A 17950-nucleotide genomic window follows, 5' to 3' on the forward strand; every position below is an offset into this window, starting at 1 on the left:
TCAGCTTCCCGTCGGGCGTACGAGCTCGGCGGCGGTGCGCAGCAGGATGCAGACGTCCTGCCACAGCGACCAGTTGTCGATGTAGGCGTTGTCGAACCGGCAGCGGTCCTCGATCGAGGTGTCACCGCGCAGCCCGTGGACCTGGGCGAGGCCGGTAAGGCCGGTCCGCACCCGGTGACGTGCCGCGTAACCCGGGTGTTTCTGGCTGAACTGCGCGACGAAATAAGGACGTTCGGGGCGCGGTCCGACCAGGCTCATGTCCCCCCGGAGCACATTCCACAACTGGAGCAGCTCGTCGAGCGAGGTGCGCCGCAGAATGCGGCAGAACCAGCGCATCTCGTGCTCGTTCGCCACGCTCCACCGGGTCGCCGCCTCGTGTTCGTCGGCCGGGCGGTGCGTGCGGAACTTCAGCAGCGTGAACGGCCTGCCGTCCTTTCCGATCCGCTCCTGCCGGAACACCACGCCCGGCCCGTCACAGATCCGCAGCACCACCGCACAGGCCAGAAGCAGCGGGCTGAGCAGCAGCAACAGCGACCCGGACAGGACGACGTCGAGCGCGCGCTTGCCGAAACCGCCGCGGCGCTGCGCGGCCATCTCCAGGCGCCGGCACGGGAATCCGGCCAGCCGGCCCCTCGGTCCGTACGACGGTGTCTCCGCGTCGAGCTCCCAGATCAGGCAGCCCGACTTGGCCAGAGCCCGCAGCAGTGGACCGTACTCGGTCCGCGCGGAAGGGTGGACGGCCAGCACCGCGCGCACTCCGTTCTGGATGGCCGCCCGCTGGACCTCCTCGCCCGTCGTCAGCACCGGCAGACTCCCGGTGCCGTCCGGGCGGTCGGCTACGACGCCCACCGGGCGCACCCCGCACCCCGGATGCCGCAGCACGGCCGCGGCCACGCGCTGGGCGGTGGCTGCCGGGCCGATGACGAGCGCGGTGCGCGGGTGGCGCAGCAGCGCCGCGCGTCGCCTCGCGTGCACGGCTCCGCGCAGGGCACAGCTCGCCGCGATCTGCACGGCGACGCCCGCCAAGAGCACGCGGAGGGACAACGTGTGTTGCGGCCGGTACATCGCCACGAGTGCCGCGAGCGCCAGCCAGGCGACCGCGATCCGCCCGCACACGGCGGGCAGTTGCTCCAGGAATCCCTCTTCCGGCGATCGTGTCCGGCCCGGACGCAGCAACAGCGACGCGGCCACGAGCACGCTCACGGACAGCGCGGGAAGTGCCGCGCCGAACGGCGTCAGGCCGGCCAGCACAGCGGCCGCACCGTCGGCGACGAGCAGCGGCACCGGCGAGGCGAACCGGGCCGGTGCCCTGCGGACGGGGGACCGGAACCCAGGGGCGGTGCCGCCGCGCGGCGGCATGACCGACACGGGCGAGAATCCGTGGCTCCGAGGCTGTGCGCCGGGGAGGGGAACGGTGCTTTCCGCGGTCACGAGTGGATGGACTCCCTGTGCGAGGTGGGCGCGGAGGGGGGCGCCGCCCACGGACCGATCAGGTCGCGGTAGAGGTCCGCCACCGCCCCGGTGGCGTGCCGCACGTCGTGCCCGGTGAGTACGTGTCTGCGTCCCTGGTGACCGAGCGACTCGCGCAGCGGTGGGTCGAGCAGGAGTGCGGCGAGCGCCTCGGCCAGCGCTGTCGGGTTCCCGGCCGGGACCAGACAGCGCGGGCCCAGTGCGGGTGGCAGGCTTTCGCGGGCGCCGTCGACATCCGTGACCACCACCGGCCGTCCGCAGGCCATCGCCTCCAGCGGGGCCAGTGCCATGCCCTCCCAGCGCGACGGCAGAACGACCAGATCCGCCGCCTGGTACCAGGGGACGACGTCGGCCACGCCTCCTGCGAACAGCACCGAGGCGGGCGCCCGGCGGAGCAGGAGATCGCGGTCCGGTCCGTCGCCGACCAGGGCGAGACGTGCGCCGCGGACCCGGCGGGCGACCGCGTTCCACGCCTCCAGCAGGACGTCCTGGCCCTTCTGCCGGCACAGGCGTCCCACGCAGACGACGAGCGGCGTGGCGGGGTCGAGTCCTCGTAGCGGTCCCGGTCGGATGTTTTCGGCTCCGCCGGGGGCGGGCCGGTACCGCTGCGGATCGACGCCGTTGGGAATGACGCTCCACTGTGCCTCGATCCCGGCGCGCACACCGGCTGCTCGTTCCGCCTCGCTGACACACACGACGCGCGAGGCCCAACGCGCTCCCCACCGCTCCCACCGCAGGGCGAGCGCCGAGGTGAACCCGCCCACGGCCTGGAACGACCACGCGTGCGGCTGGAAGACGGTGGGGAGGCGCTTGCGGACGGCGAGCCGTCCGGCGATCCCGGCCTTCGCGCTGTGCAGGTGCACCAGATCGGGGCGTACCTCACCGACGATGCGGGCCAGGTCACGCACCTCCCGGACGAGTGGCGCACCGGGCGACCGTGTCGCGTGCCAGCGCCGTACGTCCGCGCCCAGCGTCCCCAGTTCGGCGGTGAGCGCGCCGTCGGGGCAGGCGACCGTGACGGCGGCTCCGGCGGCGCGCTGAGCCCGTACCAGGTCCGTCACGACCCGCGCGACTCCGCCGTCCACGGGCTGCGTGACGTGAAGGACACGGGGTCGAGGGCCGGTTGCTGACAGATGCATACGCGATGTCCTCGCTCACAGTGGCGCTCGGTTCGGAACGGGGGGAGTACGTCTCAGCGCTGGGCGTCGACGGCGACGAAGAACGCGCCTGCCCAGGCCGTGTCCTGACGGGACGTCAGCCGGAAGGCCAGCCGGTCGCCGCCGTCCCGCAGCGCTCGTGCGAGGTCGAACACGTCCGAGTCGTAGCCGAGGGTGTTGGCGTAGGCGGGCACACGGTCCGGCGGGGTCTCACCGGGCTGGCTGATCGTCGAGTTGAGGACGTCGTCGACCGGGTCGGCCGGATCGGTGAGCGAGGTGACGGCGGTGCGCTCACCGTGCGCGGTCGCGCGGGTGGTGGTGAGGCGGAGCGTGTCACCGCTCACGCCGCGGTCACCGTCGTACGCCACCAGGCCCGCGCGACCGCCGGCGCCCGTGGGGAGACGCCGCGCGATTTTCCCGAGGTCGACTTCCCCGGTCGGCGTCAGCTCTTCGAAGCCGTCCCAGAGAGAAAGACGCCGCAGTGGATCCGCCGGGTTCTCGTACGCCACCACCAGCGTCCAGCCGCCCCACGCGCCGGCCGGGGACGTTCCCTTCGCTACGTTGACCTGGGCCACCGTGTACAGGCCCGGCTTGCTGTCCCGCACCAGTTCCGTGACGTCGGCGGAGGCCTGGAAGGCATCGGCGCCGTTCGCCACGCGGTGGCCGACGACCGTGTCCGCGAGGACCTCCTTGTACTCTCCGCCGGGTTCGGCGATCAGTACGCGCCCGTTGTCCTTCGGCGGCTTCTGCTCACCGACCCGGAGGTTGCCGCCCCAGTACAGCCGTGCGTAGCTGACCCGTGATCCTTCGGGAAGACGGACCTCCGCGCGCGAGGAGTTGTATGTGTTCGGGTCCTGGTCGACGTCGATGTACGTCATGTCGAAGGCGCCGTTCACCCCGGTTCCCCCGGATCGCACCGCCGGACAGGCCGCCGTCGCCGTCGCGGGAACCGGTTGGTCCGCACGGCAGGTGATGGAGGTGTTGGCGGCGCGCACGATACCGCCGTGCTGCAGGGCCTGGTACCGCTCGGTGAACGGGATACGGCCCGCCTCCGGTGACGGTGACGGTGACGGTGGCGCCGCGGACGCGGCGGCCAGGGCAGCGGGTGCCAGGATCCCGGCCAGGGCGAGGGCGGTGACCGCCCCATGGCGCAGCGGGGGGAGCAGGGAGTCGCGCATGACCGGTTCTGGGCCTTCCGGAAAGGTGGTGAAAGGAGGGGAGGACGCCATGGAGACGATGCGTGCGCCGCGCGGGGCACGCCGGAGATGAGTAACTCTAGACGCCAGTGGTACTTATCTGCTGAAACCTACGAAAGTGTCGTAATTGTGAATGTTGGTCGGGCATCGTGCGGTCATGCCGGAACAGGCCGGTTCGTGTCCTCGCGGGGGACAGCGGTTCCCGGAGGCGGACGGTCCCGCCCGTTCCGGTACCGGTCCGGGCCGTGCGGAATCCGTGAGCCCCTTTGGCATGGCGCCCCCGGCCTGCTGCGCGCCCTGCGCGAGGCCGACTCCGACTACGTCCTGCTGGACGGCACCCTGGGCCGGTCCCTCGGGGGCGACGCCCCTCGGACGCCCGCCGGGCCGTGACCTGACGCCGACCCTGCAAACCGTCAACCGAGCGCTGTCCGCAGCACGGGCGCCGGTCGAGTGCGGCGTCGCACGTATGAAGTCCTGGCGGATCTTCCGCGGTCCCGGTGCAGCCCGAATCGAATGTCGTCAGTCTCCGCGGCCGTCCGCACTCTGGAGCGGCAGAGCTGAAAGAGCTCCGTGAGTCATGGATCTCATATGAGGACTCGGTATTTTCGGCCCACCTGGTTTCCGGATCGTCCGGGGCTCGTTGATTACGACGACAGCATTACCGCTGGCTGTTTACCCATCGAAGAAAGGAACACCAATGAAGTCTCTGAAGGCCGCCGCCGTTGTTGCCGGGTCCCTCGTCGTGGCGGGTGCCGCCGCACCCGCGTTCGCGGTGGACGTGCCGTCCGGCCTGAATGGCACGGTGAAGACCGTGACCCAGGGAGTGGACGGGCTCGGCGTCACGAAGAACGGCCCGGTGGGCCACACTCTGCAGGGCGCCACCGGCGCTTTGAACGGTCAGAAGCCGCTTGTCGGCGGTCTGCCCCTGGGCGGCTGACGATGCCGCGATCTCCGCTGGCCGCTGTTTCTTGACCGGCGCTCACCGGCGTATCGGTGATGTTTCGAACAGGCCGATTCCGTAGCGTGCGGAGTCGGCCTTCGGTCTCTTCGGCGCTCCTCACCGGCTTTCGCAGGAGGGCGCGAAGAAACCATACGGCAGAGGCCGTTCCTGCGATTGGGCTTTGAATGCGTATGGGGAATTTTCCGGTGAGGGGGTTTCCGGCGTCCTCGTGGCTCGTTGACCGTGGTGGGGCCGTGCTCTTCGCGGCCCCGCATGTTTCGCTGATGAAAGGAAACCACCATGAAGCCCATGAAGGCTGCCGCGCTCGTCGCCGGCGTCCTGACCGTTGCCGGTGCGGCCGCGCCCGCCGTCGCCCACGGCGGCACCGGGGCCAAGGACGCGGATCTCGCCGGAGTGGTGAAGCAGGTCACCGGGGGGCCTGCCAGCGTGCAACCGCTGCAGACCCTGCACACGCTCGCCGCGAACGGGGAAGGGACCCTCCCCGGCCCCCTCAAGGACCAGGGGCACGTCGTGCACCAGCGCACGGTCGGCCGGTTGGTCGGCGGACTGTAGAACCGGCCGGTGCCCACGGACGGCCGGGGATTCCCGTCCTGCCGCCGGTGCCGGAACGACACTCGACGGGAAGTTCGGAGGAGCATTGACCATACCGGTGCACACCGCGTCGAACCCCGCGGAACCCGTGGGCTCCACGAAGCCCACGGAGCGGCGTTGGGTGCTGTGGGGGCTGCTGGCCACGGGCACCATGGCGGCGATGGCGCCGGCCCCGTCGGCGCCGGGGCGGTCCGCTCCGCAGAAGGCGCGGTTCGTCGAGACATACCGTGGGCGGCGCATCACCGGAGTGAGGTACGGCGTCGGCCCGTCCGGGGATCCCTGCTGCGAAATGTGGCACGTCACGGTGGACGGATGCCCGCTGCCCCTGATGCGCCGGGCGGACGGCAGCTGGATGACCATGGTCGACCACTACCAGTCGTACCCGACCCCGCTCTTCGCCGCCCGAGCCGCCGTGGACGAACTCGGCCCCACCGCGCGGCCGGCGGCGCCGGACGGGAACGACGGCCGCATGGACCACAGCGGCGAGCGGAGTGAGCAGTCGAGATCCCCGAAGGACCATGTCCATGGTGTACACGCGTAAGGACGTCAGCACGCTCACCCGTTCCGAGCGGCGCCGGTTCGTCAACGCGGTGCTTGAGCTCAAACGCAGCGGTGAATACGACGAGTTCGTGCGCATGCACATCGCGTACTACACGCCCGACGGCGAGAGGGGCCTGCGTGCCGCCCACATGACACCCTCCTTCCTGCCGTGGCACCGGAAGTTCCTGTTGGACTTCGAGCGGGCACTGCGCCGCGTGGACGCGTCGGTGACCGTGCCGTACTGGGACTGGACCCGCAATCGCACCCCGACCGCCGTACCGTGGACCGAGGATCTGCTCGGAGGCGACGGGCGGCGTTCCGACCGGCAGGTCAGGTCCGGCCCCTTCGCGTTCCGTAACGGCCGGTGGACCATCACGGCAGGGGTGACCGACACCGAGTACCTCATGCGTGATCTCGGCCGCTCCCACGATCCGATCGCCCTGCCGACGTCCCGGGACGTGGAGTCGGCCGTCGCCGATCCCCTGTACGACACGGCTCCCTGGAACTCCACCTCCCCCAGGGGATTCCGCAACAAGCTGGAAGGGTGGGGGCCGGGACACCCTCCGGCTTCGTGGCGCAACCACAACAGGGTTCACCGTTGGGTGGGCGGTCACATGGTCAGCGGCGCGTCCGTCAATGACCCTGTGTTCTGGCTGCATCACGCCTTCGTCGATCTCCAGTGGTCCCGCTGGCGGCAGCGTCATCCATCTGCCCGCTACCTCCCCGCGAAGCCGCCCGCCCCCGGCGACACCGAGCACGGCAGGATCGTCGCACGGCGGGAGAAGCTGCCACCCTGGGACGTGACACCGCAGCAGATGGAGGACCACGGCGGGATCTACCGGTACGCGTAGCCCGTTCGGGCGCCGCGTGGCCGGGGGCCGGCCGGGACATGGTTCCGCAGTCGAAGGGCCCTGAAGGGTCCGGTGTGGGCCACCGGACCCGGTACCGGGCGCAGCGAGTGCCGGGCGCAGACTCAGTTCGTCGCAGGGGTCGAGCGATACCACCGCTCGGCCGGGCCGAACCACGTGGCGAACCCTCCGCCCGGACGCTGACCCAGCTCCGACCAGAGGGTGTCGGCCTCCAAGAAGTGGTCCGTGGTGAGGATGCCGAGCATGGCCGGCGCGACCCCCTTGGCCGCGAGGATCGCCTTGGCCCCCTCGACGGTGAGGTCGCGGCGCACGGCCAGTCGATCCCCGCACAGTCGGCGACCGCCTGGAGTTCCCGGTCGGCACCGTCGAGGGCCGCGACCGGGCCGCCGCCTTCCACCACGACCGCAAGTCCCGATTCGCCCGTACCCACAACCTCGCCGCCCACTACGGCATCCACGTGTCGGGGGACACCGCCCGCATCCGCGTCCACCTCATCGCGTCCTATGTGCACCACGAGGACGGCCCCGGACCCCGACGGCCGCTTCGACATCGGCGGCTACGGCGAGGGCGAGGCGGTCCGCACCCCGGACGGCTGGCGGCTGCGCCGCTGGCGGTTCCGGCTGCTGTGGTCCGACGGCGCCGGCCCGCGCCCCGGCCCCGCCCCCCCCGCGAACTGCGCAGCTCCCAGCCCCGACCACGTCAGACGAAAGGACGATGAGACCGTGTCAGGCACACCCACCACCGCGCTGGGCCTGGGCGCCCTGCGCGAGACCGCCGGCGCGCGTTCGAGGCGTTCCTCTGCCGGAAACTCGCCCAGCACCTGGACATCCCGCCGGCCCACCGCATCGCCCGCAACCGCCCCCTCTGCACCCAGGGCATCGACTCCCTCACCGCGCTGACCTCCAGCGCACCCTGGAGTCGGCCCTGAACATCCCGGTACCGGCCCATCACCTGCTGCGCGAGCAGTCGGTGGGCGAACTGGCCGCGACCCTGAGCGACCTGGTCGACCGGACCTGAGCGCCGGGACGGCGCCACCGGTGGCCGTGCTCGTCCCACCGGTGGCCTCCGGCAAGTAGGCTTCGACAACGTTGTCCTGATGTCCGGCCCCAGCATCCCGTCGGCCGCGTGCCGCAGCGCCGCAACACGCGGACTGCGCTGGCCGAGGAGGCCGCCGAGACCGTATCCGAGGATCGCGCCGAGGCCTGAACCGCGCGGTCCCGCGCCGCAGGCGCCGCGTGGGCCCCGCCGGTGGGAGCACGGCCTCGGTGTGACCCGGGGGAGGCGGTGGACGGGATGGACCGGGCGCGGTTCGCGCAGCGGCTCGCCGCCATGGCGCGGGAGCTGCCGACACCGGAGTCCTGGTGCTGCGCGGCACGAAGGAACGAATTCTCGCGGTCCGCAGGGGGGTGCGGCAACTGCCCCGCACACACCTCGGGTTGCTGCCGAGAAGGTCGCCGGTCTCGTGACTTCCGGGTGGAGGACCAGCCATTTTCCGGGTCGGCCGTCCGTTCGCCTGTCGAGCCATGCGCGAGGAGCCGCGAAACGCGGTGCTGACCTGGGCGACGCCCAGGCGGGAGGAAGCCTCGGGTGGCGCCCCCGGCAGGACTCGAACCTGCGGCCAAGCGCTTAGAAGGCGCCTGCTCTATCCACTGAGCTACGGGGGCCGGCTGTGCTGGCCTCGTACGCACTGCCCTGGTGCGGGCCGGTCCGTGACGTTGCCGGGGACAAGGATAGAACTCCCCGATCCTCGTCCCGGTTGCTTCGCCTCCGTGGCTCAATGTGGAGGTTCGGTGAAGCGGTCCTGATAATCGCAGGCAGGTACGAATCGTGCATCGCTTTTGGCGCCTGGCGCACCGGGTGTTGTGCACTCGTTATGCCTGGACTGTGCCTCCGTCCCAGTCGTCCCTTCCGCCCGTTGTGTTCTGTCGGCGCGCAGACATGTCTATATGCTTCAGAATCGCCCTAAAATTGGGCATTCTTCGCATGTGGTGACCTTGGACGTACGGCCCCAGCTGCTCGACACACTGTCCGCCCTGCGCGACCGTGTCGCCGCCGCACGCTTCCCGCTGCCCCTGGCGGGGGCCCCACGCGCGCGTGCCAACCGCGACGAACTGCTCGCACAGCTCGACGACTATCTGGTGCCCCGCCTCAGAGAGCCCGAAGCGCCCCTTCTGGCCGTCGTGGGCGGATCCACCGGCGCCGGAAAGTCGACCCTCGTCAACTCCCTGGTGGGGCGCCGGGTCAGTGAGGCGGGCGTACTGCGCCCGACGACCCGCACACCCGTGCTGGTCTGCCATCCCGAGGACCATCACTGGTTCAGCGGGATGCGCGTGCTGCCCGACCTCACGCGTGAGTGGGTACCGCATCAGGAGCCCGGCGACGACCTCCTGCTGCCCGGCGAGAACTCCGCGCGCGTGCTGCGCATCGAGACCGCCGACAGCCTCCCGCGCGGTCTGGCCCTGCTCGACGCCCCCGACATCGACTCCCTGGTCGTGGACAACCGGGTCCTCGCCGGGGCACTCATCTGCGCCGCCGACATCTGGGTGATGGTGACGACGGCCGCGCGGTACGCGGACGCCGTCCCCTGGCATCTGCTGCGCACCGCCAAGGAGTACGACGCCGCCCTGGTGACCGTCCTCGACCGGGTACCCCACCAGGTCGTCTCCGAGGTCTCCCGGCAGTACGGCGCGCTCCTCACCAAGGCCGGGCTCGGCGACGTGCCCCGGTTCACCGTGCCCGAGCTGCCCGAGTCGGCCTGGGGCGGCGGGCTGCTCCCGGCCACCGCCGTGGCCCCGCTGCGGGCCTGGCTGGTCCATCAGGCACAGGACCCCGGCGCCCGCCGGAACACCCTGGCCCGGACCACCCAGGGCCTCCTGGACTCCCTCAAGGCCCGCGTGCCCGAGCTGGCCGGTGCCGCCGCCGCCCAGTACGCCGCCGCGCTGCGTCTGACCTCCGCCGTCGAGACGGCGTACGACAGCGAGCACGCGCGCGTGCGAGGACGCCTGCAGAGCGGCGCCGTCCTCGCCGGGGACGCCCTCAAACGCTGGCGCGCCTTCCCCCTCGACTGCGCGGCGGGAGAACTCCTCGACGCGCTGGTGGAGAGCCTCGCCGCCCTGCTGCTGTGCTCCGTCACCGCCGCCGACGAACGCGTCGACGACGCCTGGCGCCGCGAGCCCGCCTCCGCCGCCCCCGGGCTGACCGGCCGCGACCCCGCGCTGGAGAGCGCCGAGCACCGCATCGGCCTCGCCGTCCGGCGCTGGCGGCGCGAGCTGGAGGAGTACGCCGAGGACGAGGTGCGCGAGCTGGACCGCAGCGTCGCCCCGGACTCCGAGGGCGTCGCCGCCCTGGTGGCCACCGCGGTGCTGGGCGGCCGCCGTACCAAGGCCGCGGGGGAGCGGCTCGCCGAGCGCATCGGCGCCCACGGCGCGCTGCGGCTGCGCGACCGCGCGGGACGGCTGCTCACCGAGCACATGGACCGCGTCATGCACACCGAGCGCGAACGCCGGCTCGCCCCGCTCGACGCCCTGGACGTCCACCCCGAACCCCAGGCCGAACTCATCGCCGCCCTGTCCGTCCTCCAGAAGGAGAGGTGACCGGTGACCGCCGTCACTGACCACGACCACACGGATCACATGGAACGCATGGATCACACCAGTGACTGCACCGGTGCTGGTGACCTCGACAGCGGCCCGAACGCGCCGGACGTCACCGCGCCCGCCGCGGCGCCGGACCGGGATCGGGACAGGGACCGGGACCGGGACCCGGATCGGCATCGGGACAGGGACCGGCATCGGGACCCGGATCGGGAACGGGACCAGGATCGGGACCGAGATCGGGATTGGGGCCGGGATCGGGAACGGGACCAGGATCGGGACCGAGATCGGGATTGGGGCCGCGATCGGGAACGGGACCGAGATCGGGATTGGGGCCGGGATCGGGATCGTGGCCTGGACCGGGATCGGGGCCCGGACTCCGCCGGGGGTTCGGGTCCGGTCCCCGGACCGGCTTCCGCGCCGCCCGCCGCCGCTCACGCCACCCACGCCGCCCAGGATCCGGCGTCGGACCTGGACAGGCGCGAAGAGGAGCCGGCGGCCCCCGCGGCCCCCGCCGAGGCCGCCGCCGGCAGCGAGAACGTCCCGCACGCGCGCGTGCGGGAGCAGCGGGAGCCGGCCGACGGCGACCCCGACCCGTCCACCGCCGAGGACGCCTGGGACGACGGACTCATCGCCCGCCGGGTCACCGAGACCGCCAAACCGCCCGTCCCCGTCCTGCAGACCCGCGGCCCGGGCGCTCCACCCCCCGCCCCGCTGGCGTACGACGGCCCGCTGCGCTCCCGCCTCGACGCCCTGCGCGAACTGGTCGGCCTCTCCCGCACCCGCCTCGACAGCCGTACCCTCGCCGAGGCCGGCCGGGTCCTGGACGAGGCGGCCACCCGGCGCAGGCTCTCCGGCCAGCACACCGTCGTCGCCCTCGCCGGCGCCACCGGCAGCGGCAAGTCACAGCTGTTCAACGCGCTCGCCGGAGTGGCCATCTCGGAGACCGGCGTACGCCGCCCCACCACCGCCGCGCCCATCGCCTGCACCTGGAGCGACGGCGGCGGGGCCCTCATCGACCGGCTGGGCATCCCGGGCCGGCTGCGGCGGCGCCCGGTGCACAACCCGGAGGCGGACGCCGAACTGCGCGGACTGATCCTGATCGACCTGCCCGACCACGACTCGGCCGCCGTCCAGCACCGCGAACAGGTCGACCGGATCCTGAAGCTGGTCGACGCCGTGATCTGGGTCGTCGACCCCGAGAAGTACGCCGACGCGATCCTCCATGAGCGCTATCTGCGGCCCATGGCCGGTCACGCGGAGGTCATGTTCGTCGTCCTCAACCAGACCGACCGGCTCCCCGGCGAGGCCACCGAGCAGGTCCTGCACGATCTGCGCCGGCTCCTCGACGACGACGGCATCGCCCTCGGCGAGTACGGCGACCCGGGCGCCGCCGTGCTCGGGCTGTCCGCGCTCACCGGCGACGGTGTCGGCGAACTGCGCGAACTGCTCGGCCAGTTCGTGTCCGAGCGGGGCGCGGCGGCTCGCCGGGTAGCCGCCGACGTGGACGCCGCCGCGGACCGGCTGCGGCCCGTCTACGCCACCGGGCGGCGCGCCGGGCTCACCGAGGAGGCGCGCGACGAGTTCGCCGCCCGGCTCGCCGACGCGGTGGGCGCCACCGCCGCCGGCGAGGCCGCCGAACGGGCCTGGCTGCGCAACGCCAACCGGGCCTGCGGCACGCCCTGGCTACGGCTGTGGCGGTGGCGCCAGGGGCGCAGCGAACTGCCCACCAGCCGCCTGCAGCCGACCCAGCCCGAGGAGGAGGCCACCGCGCGGCAGCGCGTCGAGCAGGCGGTGCGCACGGTCTGCGACCGGGCCTCGGCCGGACTGCCGGGGCCCTGGGCGCAGGCGGTGCGCGAGGCGGCCGTACGCGGCTCGCAGGGGCTGTCCGAGGCGCTCGACGAGCTGGCCACCCGGGCCGGGCTGCCGCCGGGGCGGCCCCCGCGTCCGGGCTGGTGGCCGGTGGCGGTGCTCGCCCAGGCGGCCATGACGCTCCTGCAGATCGTCGGCGGGCTGTGGCTGGTCGGGCAGATCGCCGGGTTCATGGCGCCCAACCTGGGCGTCCCGGTGCTGCTGATGGTCGGCGGGATCGTCGGCGGGCCGCTGGTCGAGTGGGGCTGCCGGATGGCGGCCCGCGGCCCGGCCCGGCGGTACGGCCTGGACGCGGAGCGCCGGTTGCGCGAGGCGGCCGCCGGCTGCGGGCGGGCCCGGGTGCTGGATCCGGTGGCGGCCGAACTGCTGCGGTACCAGGAGGTGCGGGAGCAGTACGCGAGGGTGACGCGGACCGGGGCCGGGGTGGGGTGACACGGCTGGGGGTGGGGTGATCCCGCGGCGGACGGGTGTCACTCGTCCGGGTGAGGGAGTTCTCCACAGCCCGGACGGCCGTCCACAGCCCACGGCGGCCCCGGCCCGGCGGCGGCACTCTGGTCCCACGGCGATCACGGCGAACGCGGACACGCTCGACGAACACGAGCACGGACACGTGCATGTGCACGGACGCGTTTCGCGCACACGGTCGCCGCGGCGGACAGAGCCGACACAGCCGTACGGGACGGGCCCGTACGCGGATCCGCCCGGTCACGGCGGCCGGGTGAGGGAGGGGTTCGTGATGAACGAGACGATGGTCTGCGCGGTGGGCAACGTGGCGACGCAGCCGGTGTACCGAGAACTGGCGGCGGGGCCGTCGGCACGGTTCCGGCTGGCGGTGACCGCGCGCTACTGGGACCGCGAGAAGAACGCGTGGACGGACGGGCACACCAACTTCTTCACGGTGTGGGCCAACCGGCAGCTCGCCGCCAACGCGGCGACCTCGCTGGCGGTCGGCGACCCGGTCGTCGTACAGGGGCGGCTGAAGGTGCGCACCGAGAACCGGGAGGGCCAGCAGTGGGCCTCCGCCGACATCGACGCGGTGGCGATCGGCCACGACCTCGCCCGCGGTACGACGGCCTTCCGGCGGTCCGGGAAGCCGGAGGCGGCGGCCCCGGCACCGCCCCGGCCGGAGCCGGACTGGGAGACACCGGCGGAGTCCCCGGGCACCGCCGCACCCCAGCGGCCGGAGCCGGTGGCGGCCGCCGGGGCGATGACGTGACGCGACGTGAAGTCGGCTCGCTCCGACCCACGTTCACCACGGCCCGGACGAACTTCAGCCGATCGACCACGCCCTGACGGCTCGACGGCTCGACGGTTCGACGGCTTCACGACGCGACGCGGCTTGTCGGCGAATGCGCTCCGAAGTGCCTGCCACGGCGACCGGGTGGATTTGTCGGTAAGCCGCGCTCGTCCGAGCTTCCGCGATAACGATTGCGGATCGGATCGCTCATCGGACCATCTCACCGGGAAAGGCCGGTCCGGCTGATCCATAGGATGCCGGGCATGGCCCCTGGGGCCGCTGATTCTGCTGGTGGGACCACCCCCCCCGCGTCCAACGGGTCCTGCTCGAAGGGGAATTCTGTGCTCGCTGCGTTCTCTGGTTCCTCGGCGCCCCGCGCGTCCGCCAGGCACTCCGGTACGCCCGGATCCGCGAGAGGCGTGGCCCGCCTCGCCGCCGCGACCCTGGCGTCCGGGCTGGTGGCCGCCGTCGTGCTGACCGGCGCCGGCCGGGCCGCGGCCGACGACGGCACCACCCAGAGCCAGAGCGGGGCGACGGCGACCATCAACGGCCTGAAGACCTACGGCGAGGCCGTGGTCCACGGCGACAGCGGCGACGAGCAGGTGGCCGCGGGACTGTTCGAGATGTCCGTGGACGGCGGCGGCACGCTCCAGACGTACTGCGTCGACCTGCACAACCCCACCCAGCGGGACGCCAGGTACCACGAGACGGCCTGGAGCGGCACCTCTCTCGGCGCCAACAAGAGCGCCGGCAAGATCCGCTGGATCCTGCAGAACTCCTACCCGCAGGTCAACGATCTCGCCGCGCTCGCCCGCAAGGCCGGGATCGGCAGCCTCACCGAACAGGACGCGGCGGCCGGCACCCAGGTGGCGATCTGGCGCTACTCGGACGGCGCGGACGTCGACGCCGTCGACCCGCAGGCCGAGAAACTCGCCGACTACCTGGAGAAGAGCGCCCGCGGCCAGAACGAGCCGCAGGCCTCGCTGACCCTCACCCCGCCGGCCGTCTCCGGCCGCCCGGGAGGCCTGCTCGGCCCGGTGACGGTCCACACCAACGCGCGCACCGTCACCGTGGTCCCGCCGGCCGACGCGGCCCTCAGCGGCGTACGGATCACCGACAAGACCGGCAAGCCGGTCAGCACGGCCGAGGACGGCAGCGAGCTCTACTTCAAGGTCCCCGACGACGCCGCGGACGATTCCGCCGAGCTCACCGTCCAGGCGTCGACCACGGTCCCCGTCGGCCGCGCCTTCACCTCCGAGAGCCGCAGCCAGACGCAGATCCTGGCCGGCTCCAGCGAGTCCACGGTCGCCGCGACCGCGAACGCGACCTGGGCGGAGCAGGGCGCCGTACCGGCCCTGTCGGCCCAGACGGACTGCGCCAAGAGCGCGGTGGACCTCACCGCGGCCAACACCGGCGACAAGCCGTTCACCTTCGAGCTGATGAGCACCGAGTACAGCATCCCCGCGCGCAGCTCGCGGACGGTGACCATCGCGCTCCAGGAGGACCAGGCCTACGACTTCACGATCACCGGCCCCAACGGCTTCGAACGCCGCTTCACCGGCGTCCTCGACTGCAAGACCCAGAGCAGCGACGCGGGCCTCACCACCCAGACGCTCAGCGAGCCCAGCCCCGCCTCGGTCGGCGGCACCACCGGCGGCACCGTCAACCTCGCCGCCACCGGTGGCGACTCGGCGACCGGCGTGATCACGGGCGTGGCCATCGGCCTGGTGGTGATCGGCGGCGCGGTCCTGGTGATCCTCCGTCAGCGCGAGAACCAGCAGACAGACTGACACCCGGACGGGAGCCCGGCCCGGCGGGCACTATGACGTCATGACGAACTCACCTGACGCGTCGTCGTCCTCGGACTCCATCCTGTCCCTGTGGTCGCACGACTCGGTGCTGTCGATCGGCTCGGTGGGCTCCGTGCTCTCCATCGGCTCGGTGGGCTCGGCCCTGTCCATCGGCTCGGTCGGCAGCACCCTCTCGGCCGCCTCCATCGGCTCGGCCCTCTCTCTCCTCTCAGCCGGTTCCTGGCTGAGCACCGGCTCCGTCCTCTCGGCCCAGTCCCGCTGGTCCGTCCTCTCCTGGCGCTCCTCCCACGCCTTCCGCTCCGCCGGCGTCGTGGGGGCGGCGGCGGTGACCGCCCTCCTCCTGGCCCGCACCCTGCAAGGATCAGGCCAGGACACGCACCGCCGCACCGCTCCGTAGGCTCGGGTCCGTCAGGCCCAGCAGCCGTTGACCGTGGCCGCGAGGCCGTCCAGGGCGTCCTTGATGTCGGCCGGGTCGGCGGTGGAGTCGTTCTCGATGAAGGAGAAGACCTTCCACTGCCCGTCCTGGGCCTTCGTCAGGCCGCTCAGGGCGATCGCGCCGGTGAGGGTGCCGGTCTTGGCCTTGACCTTGCCGATGGCGCACTGCGAGTCCGCGGTGTCGAACCGGCCCCACTCGGGGCCCAGCGTGGAGCCCGCCTCGCCCGCGACGGGCAGGCCGTCCACGATGTACTTCAGGATCTCGGAGTGGCGCGGGTCGGCGGCCAGGTCGAGGATGTCGGCGATGGTCTGCGCCGGGATGCGGTTGGCGCGGGACAGCCCGCTGCCGTCGTGGATCTCGTAGCCGGCCAGCGAGATGCCGTACTGCCCGAGCACCTCGCGCACGACCGCGGTGCCGTCCTCGAAGGTGGCCGGGCGCCCGGCCGAGAGCGCGGTCATCCGCAGCAGCGTCTCGGCGACGTCGTTGTCACTCACCTTGAGCATCTGCTGCACGACGGCGGACAGCGCCGCGGACCGGTGCGAGGCGACGTGGGCGTCGCCCGGAGCGGCCCTCCCGTGGGTGACCTCCCCGGTGACGGTGACGCCCTGCCGCGCGAGGGCCTCGGCGAAGACCTGTCCCGCGTCCAGGGAGGTGTCCGTGACATGGTGGCCGTCGACCACCAATGCCCGTACCGGCGCGACGGAGTCGGGGTAGTAGCCGTCGTTCCAGCCGGTCGCGAGGGTGGGCTCGGGGAAGAGGCTGTCGTCGACACGGACCCGCACCGAGGTGGGACCCGCCTTCTTCAGCCCTGTGACGGCGGTCCTGGCCAGCTCGGTGAGATCCGCGGTGGTCAGGGTGCGGTCGCCGCCGCCGACGAGGGTGAGCGTGCCGTCGCCCTGGACGACCTTCGTGGTGAAGCGGTGGCCGGGGCCGAGGACGGTCAACGCGGCGGTCGCGGTGCCGAGTTTGGTGTTGGAGGCGGGCATCAGCGCAGTCGTCGCGCCGTGGCCCCAGACGGGCTTGCGGGACCCGGCGTCGAGGACGACCCCGCCGAGCGTGCTGCCGAGGCGGGCATCCTGGCTGCGGGTGTCCAGGTTGTCCGCGATCCGCTGCTCGGCCGGGTCCAGCACGGCGGCCTGGCCGGTGGCGAAGGCGGCCGGAGCGGACAGGGCGGACAGGAACGTACCGGCGACGGGAACGGCGACCGCCAGCACGGCCGCCCTGCGGAGGGCGGAGGAAGAAGTGAACACGGGGTCTCGTCACCAATGCTCGTGGGGGTGTGGGCAGGAGGGAAAGTAACAGCGCAAGATCAGCTACTGATCAGTTTCTGTGAAGAAGCGGCCCGCGCCGCAGGCGCTCGGGAAGCGGTGTGCGGTAATCGGGCAGCAGACGCTGGGCACGGAAGGCCGACTTCAGGAAGAGACGGACGGCACGCTCGCGCCCGGGACTCATCCAGCCGATCCGGTGGAGTCGGCAGACCCGCTCACCGGCGAGCCAGCGGGTCACGTCCCTCCCGAACGCCCGGAAGGGGGCGGGGAACCAGCGCTCGGCGAAGAAGTCCATCATCGCGGTCGCCACGCGGCGGCCGGCCTCCGTCTGCTCGTAGGGCCGGGAGTCGAACTTCGCGGCGAACTCGGTCATCGCGTCCCAGTCCTCGGGGAACGCCTCGCCGGCCAGCGGCCCCGACTCGCGTTCCAGGAGCCGGAAGAGCGTCCGCGCCCAGCGGTGCCACGCGATCTTCATGGGCTCGCTCGTACCGGGCAGCCCCAGCGAGGTCTGCAGACGGTCGCCGAACGTGGCCAGCAGGACCAGGGGATAGACGAAGTCGTCGACGTCGTCGAAGTTGCCGGGCAGGTGCGGGGTGCGGCGGTCGACGGCCCGGTGGAGGCGGTTCAGCCGCTCGGCGGCCCTGCGGCCCTGCGGACTGGACAGGCCGTCCACCATCCAGGCCGTCAGGAAGGCGTTCCCGTCCCGGAAACGCCGGTCCGGCCGCGCCTCCAGCTTCCCGGTGTGGGCCAGGGTCGCGGCGGTCGCGGGCGGCTGCATCATGCGCATCGTGCCCGGATAGATCGTCATCGCCAGGGCGAACTCCGGGACGCGATGGCCGATGTAGAGCGAGATCATCCGCTCCCAGTCCGTCTCGGGGTCCATACCGGCCAGCTCGCGCTCCACCCACCTGTAGCGACGGCGCACGGGCGACCCCCCTTTCCTCATCAA

At 72.4% G+C, this 17950-nt stretch carries 16 protein-coding genes, 1 tRNA gene and 2 pseudogenes; 12 read left to right on the forward strand and 7 right to left on the reverse strand.

What is annotated here, in order from left to right; all coding sequences use genetic code 11:
- From ACFZDK_RS30785 to ACFZDK_RS30795, 3 genes are read right to left on the reverse strand one after another with little or no spacing between them, the layout of a single operon-like run.
- Positions 1 to 1431 (reverse strand): exopolysaccharide biosynthesis polyprenyl glycosylphosphotransferase, encoded by a 1431-nt coding sequence (locus tag ACFZDK_RS30785; RefSeq protein WP_390977186.1) that lies wholly within the window; start codon positions 1429 to 1431, stop codon positions 1 to 3.
- A complete protein-coding gene (locus tag ACFZDK_RS30790; RefSeq protein ID WP_390977187.1) occupies positions 1428 to 2609 on the reverse strand; it encodes a glycosyltransferase in 1182 nt (393 codons plus the stop codon). The genes ACFZDK_RS30785 and ACFZDK_RS30790 overlap by 4 nt, the downstream gene beginning before the upstream one ends.
- 53 nt (positions 2610 to 2662) lie before the next feature.
- On the reverse strand, positions 2663 to 3805 hold the full coding sequence (locus tag ACFZDK_RS30795; protein ID WP_390977188.1) for a DUF3344 domain-containing protein: 1143 nt from the start codon (positions 3803 to 3805) through the stop codon (positions 2663 to 2665).
- 379 nt (positions 3806 to 4184) lie between these two features.
- Between ACFZDK_RS30795 and ACFZDK_RS30800 the strand changes: the two are divergent.
- From ACFZDK_RS30800 to ACFZDK_RS30820, 5 genes and pseudogenes are all read left to right on the forward strand, one after another.
- Positions 4185 to 4384, forward strand: a pseudogene (locus tag ACFZDK_RS30800) (transposase family protein); the annotation flags it as partial.
- A 136-nt stretch (positions 4385 to 4520) separates the two neighbouring features.
- Positions 4521 to 4760, forward strand: coding sequence for a hypothetical protein (locus tag ACFZDK_RS30805; RefSeq protein WP_390977189.1), 240 nt, complete (start codon positions 4521 to 4523; stop codon positions 4758 to 4760).
- A 303-nt stretch (positions 4761 to 5063) separates the two neighbouring features.
- Positions 5064 to 5336 carry a hypothetical protein gene (locus tag ACFZDK_RS30810; RefSeq protein WP_390977190.1) on the forward strand — a complete coding sequence of 91 codons (273 nt, stop codon included), beginning with the start codon at positions 5064 to 5066 and terminating at the stop codon, positions 5334 to 5336.
- Positions 5337 to 5421: 85 nt separating this feature from the next.
- The gene (locus ACFZDK_RS30815; protein ID WP_390977191.1) at positions 5422 to 5916 is read left to right on the forward strand and encodes a tyrosinase family oxidase copper chaperone; all 495 of its coding nucleotides are present in this window, start codon (positions 5422 to 5424) and stop codon (positions 5914 to 5916) included.
- Positions 5900 to 6766 (forward strand): tyrosinase family protein, encoded by an 867-nt coding sequence (locus tag ACFZDK_RS30820; protein ID WP_390977192.1) that lies wholly within the window; start codon positions 5900 to 5902, stop codon positions 6764 to 6766. The genes ACFZDK_RS30815 and ACFZDK_RS30820 overlap by 17 nt, the downstream gene beginning before the upstream one ends.
- A 122-nt stretch (positions 6767 to 6888) precedes the next feature.
- Here ACFZDK_RS30820 and ACFZDK_RS30825 read toward each other — a convergent pair whose 3' ends face one another.
- A complete protein-coding gene (locus ACFZDK_RS30825; RefSeq protein ID WP_390977193.1) occupies positions 6889 to 7095 on the reverse strand; it encodes a hypothetical protein in 207 nt (68 codons plus the stop codon).
- A gap of 32 nt (positions 7096 to 7127) precedes the next feature.
- Here ACFZDK_RS30825 and ACFZDK_RS30830 point away from each other — a divergent pair.
- Positions 7128 to 7247: pseudogene (locus tag ACFZDK_RS30830) on the forward strand (hypothetical protein); the annotation flags it as partial.
- Positions 7248 to 7287: 40 nt separating this feature from the next.
- Positions 7288 to 7683 carry a hypothetical protein gene (locus ACFZDK_RS30835; RefSeq protein ID WP_390977194.1) on the forward strand — a complete coding sequence of 132 codons (396 nt, stop codon included), beginning with the start codon at positions 7288 to 7290 and terminating at the stop codon, positions 7681 to 7683.
- Between the two features lie 689 nt (positions 7684 to 8372).
- Here ACFZDK_RS30835 and ACFZDK_RS30840 read toward each other — a convergent pair.
- Positions 8373 to 8448: transfer RNA gene (locus ACFZDK_RS30840), tRNA-Arg, on the reverse strand.
- A gap of 321 nt (positions 8449 to 8769) precedes the next feature.
- On the opposite strand from ACFZDK_RS30840, the gene ACFZDK_RS30845 reads away from it, so the two are divergent.
- The 5 genes from ACFZDK_RS30845 to ACFZDK_RS30865 all read left to right on the forward strand — a co-directional run bounded on the left by ACFZDK_RS30845 (position 8770) and on the right by ACFZDK_RS30865 (position 15694).
- Positions 8770 to 10377 carry a dynamin family protein gene (locus tag ACFZDK_RS30845; RefSeq protein WP_390977195.1) on the forward strand — a complete coding sequence of 536 codons (1608 nt, stop codon included), beginning with the start codon at positions 8770 to 8772 and terminating at the stop codon, positions 10375 to 10377.
- Positions 10378 to 10731: 354 nt separating this feature from the next.
- Positions 10732 to 12681, forward strand: coding sequence for a GTPase (locus ACFZDK_RS30850; RefSeq protein WP_390977315.1), 1950 nt, complete (start codon positions 10732 to 10734; stop codon positions 12679 to 12681).
- A 304-nt stretch (positions 12682 to 12985) separates the two neighbouring features.
- Positions 12986 to 13465, forward strand: a complete 480-nt coding sequence (locus tag ACFZDK_RS30855; RefSeq protein WP_390977196.1) for a single-stranded DNA-binding protein — start codon at positions 12986 to 12988, stop codon at positions 13463 to 13465.
- Between the two features lie 440 nt (positions 13466 to 13905).
- Positions 13906 to 15276 carry a Cys-Gln thioester bond-forming surface protein gene (locus ACFZDK_RS30860; protein WP_390977197.1) on the forward strand — a complete coding sequence of 457 codons (1371 nt, stop codon included), beginning with the start codon at positions 13906 to 13908 and terminating at the stop codon, positions 15274 to 15276.
- Positions 15277 to 15316: 40 nt separating this feature from the next.
- A complete protein-coding gene (locus ACFZDK_RS30865; RefSeq protein WP_390977198.1) occupies positions 15317 to 15694 on the forward strand; it encodes a hypothetical protein in 378 nt (125 codons plus the stop codon).
- A gap of 11 nt (positions 15695 to 15705) precedes the next feature.
- Here ACFZDK_RS30865 and dacB read toward each other — a convergent pair whose 3' ends face one another.
- A complete protein-coding gene (dacB, locus tag ACFZDK_RS30870) occupies positions 15706 to 16983 on the reverse strand; it encodes a D-alanyl-D-alanine carboxypeptidase/D-alanyl-D-alanine-endopeptidase (RefSeq protein ID WP_390977199.1) in 1278 nt (425 codons plus the stop codon).
- 70 nt (positions 16984 to 17053) lie between these two features.
- Positions 17054 to 17926 (reverse strand): DUF2236 domain-containing protein, encoded by an 873-nt coding sequence (locus ACFZDK_RS30875; RefSeq protein WP_390977200.1) that lies wholly within the window; start codon positions 17924 to 17926, stop codon positions 17054 to 17056.
- Positions 17927 to 17950: the final 24 nt, after the last annotated feature.

Origin of the sequence: Streptomyces sp. NPDC007901 (assembly GCF_042959465.1) — a bacterium.
GTDB lineage: Bacteria > Actinomycetota > Actinomycetes > Streptomycetales > Streptomycetaceae > Streptomyces.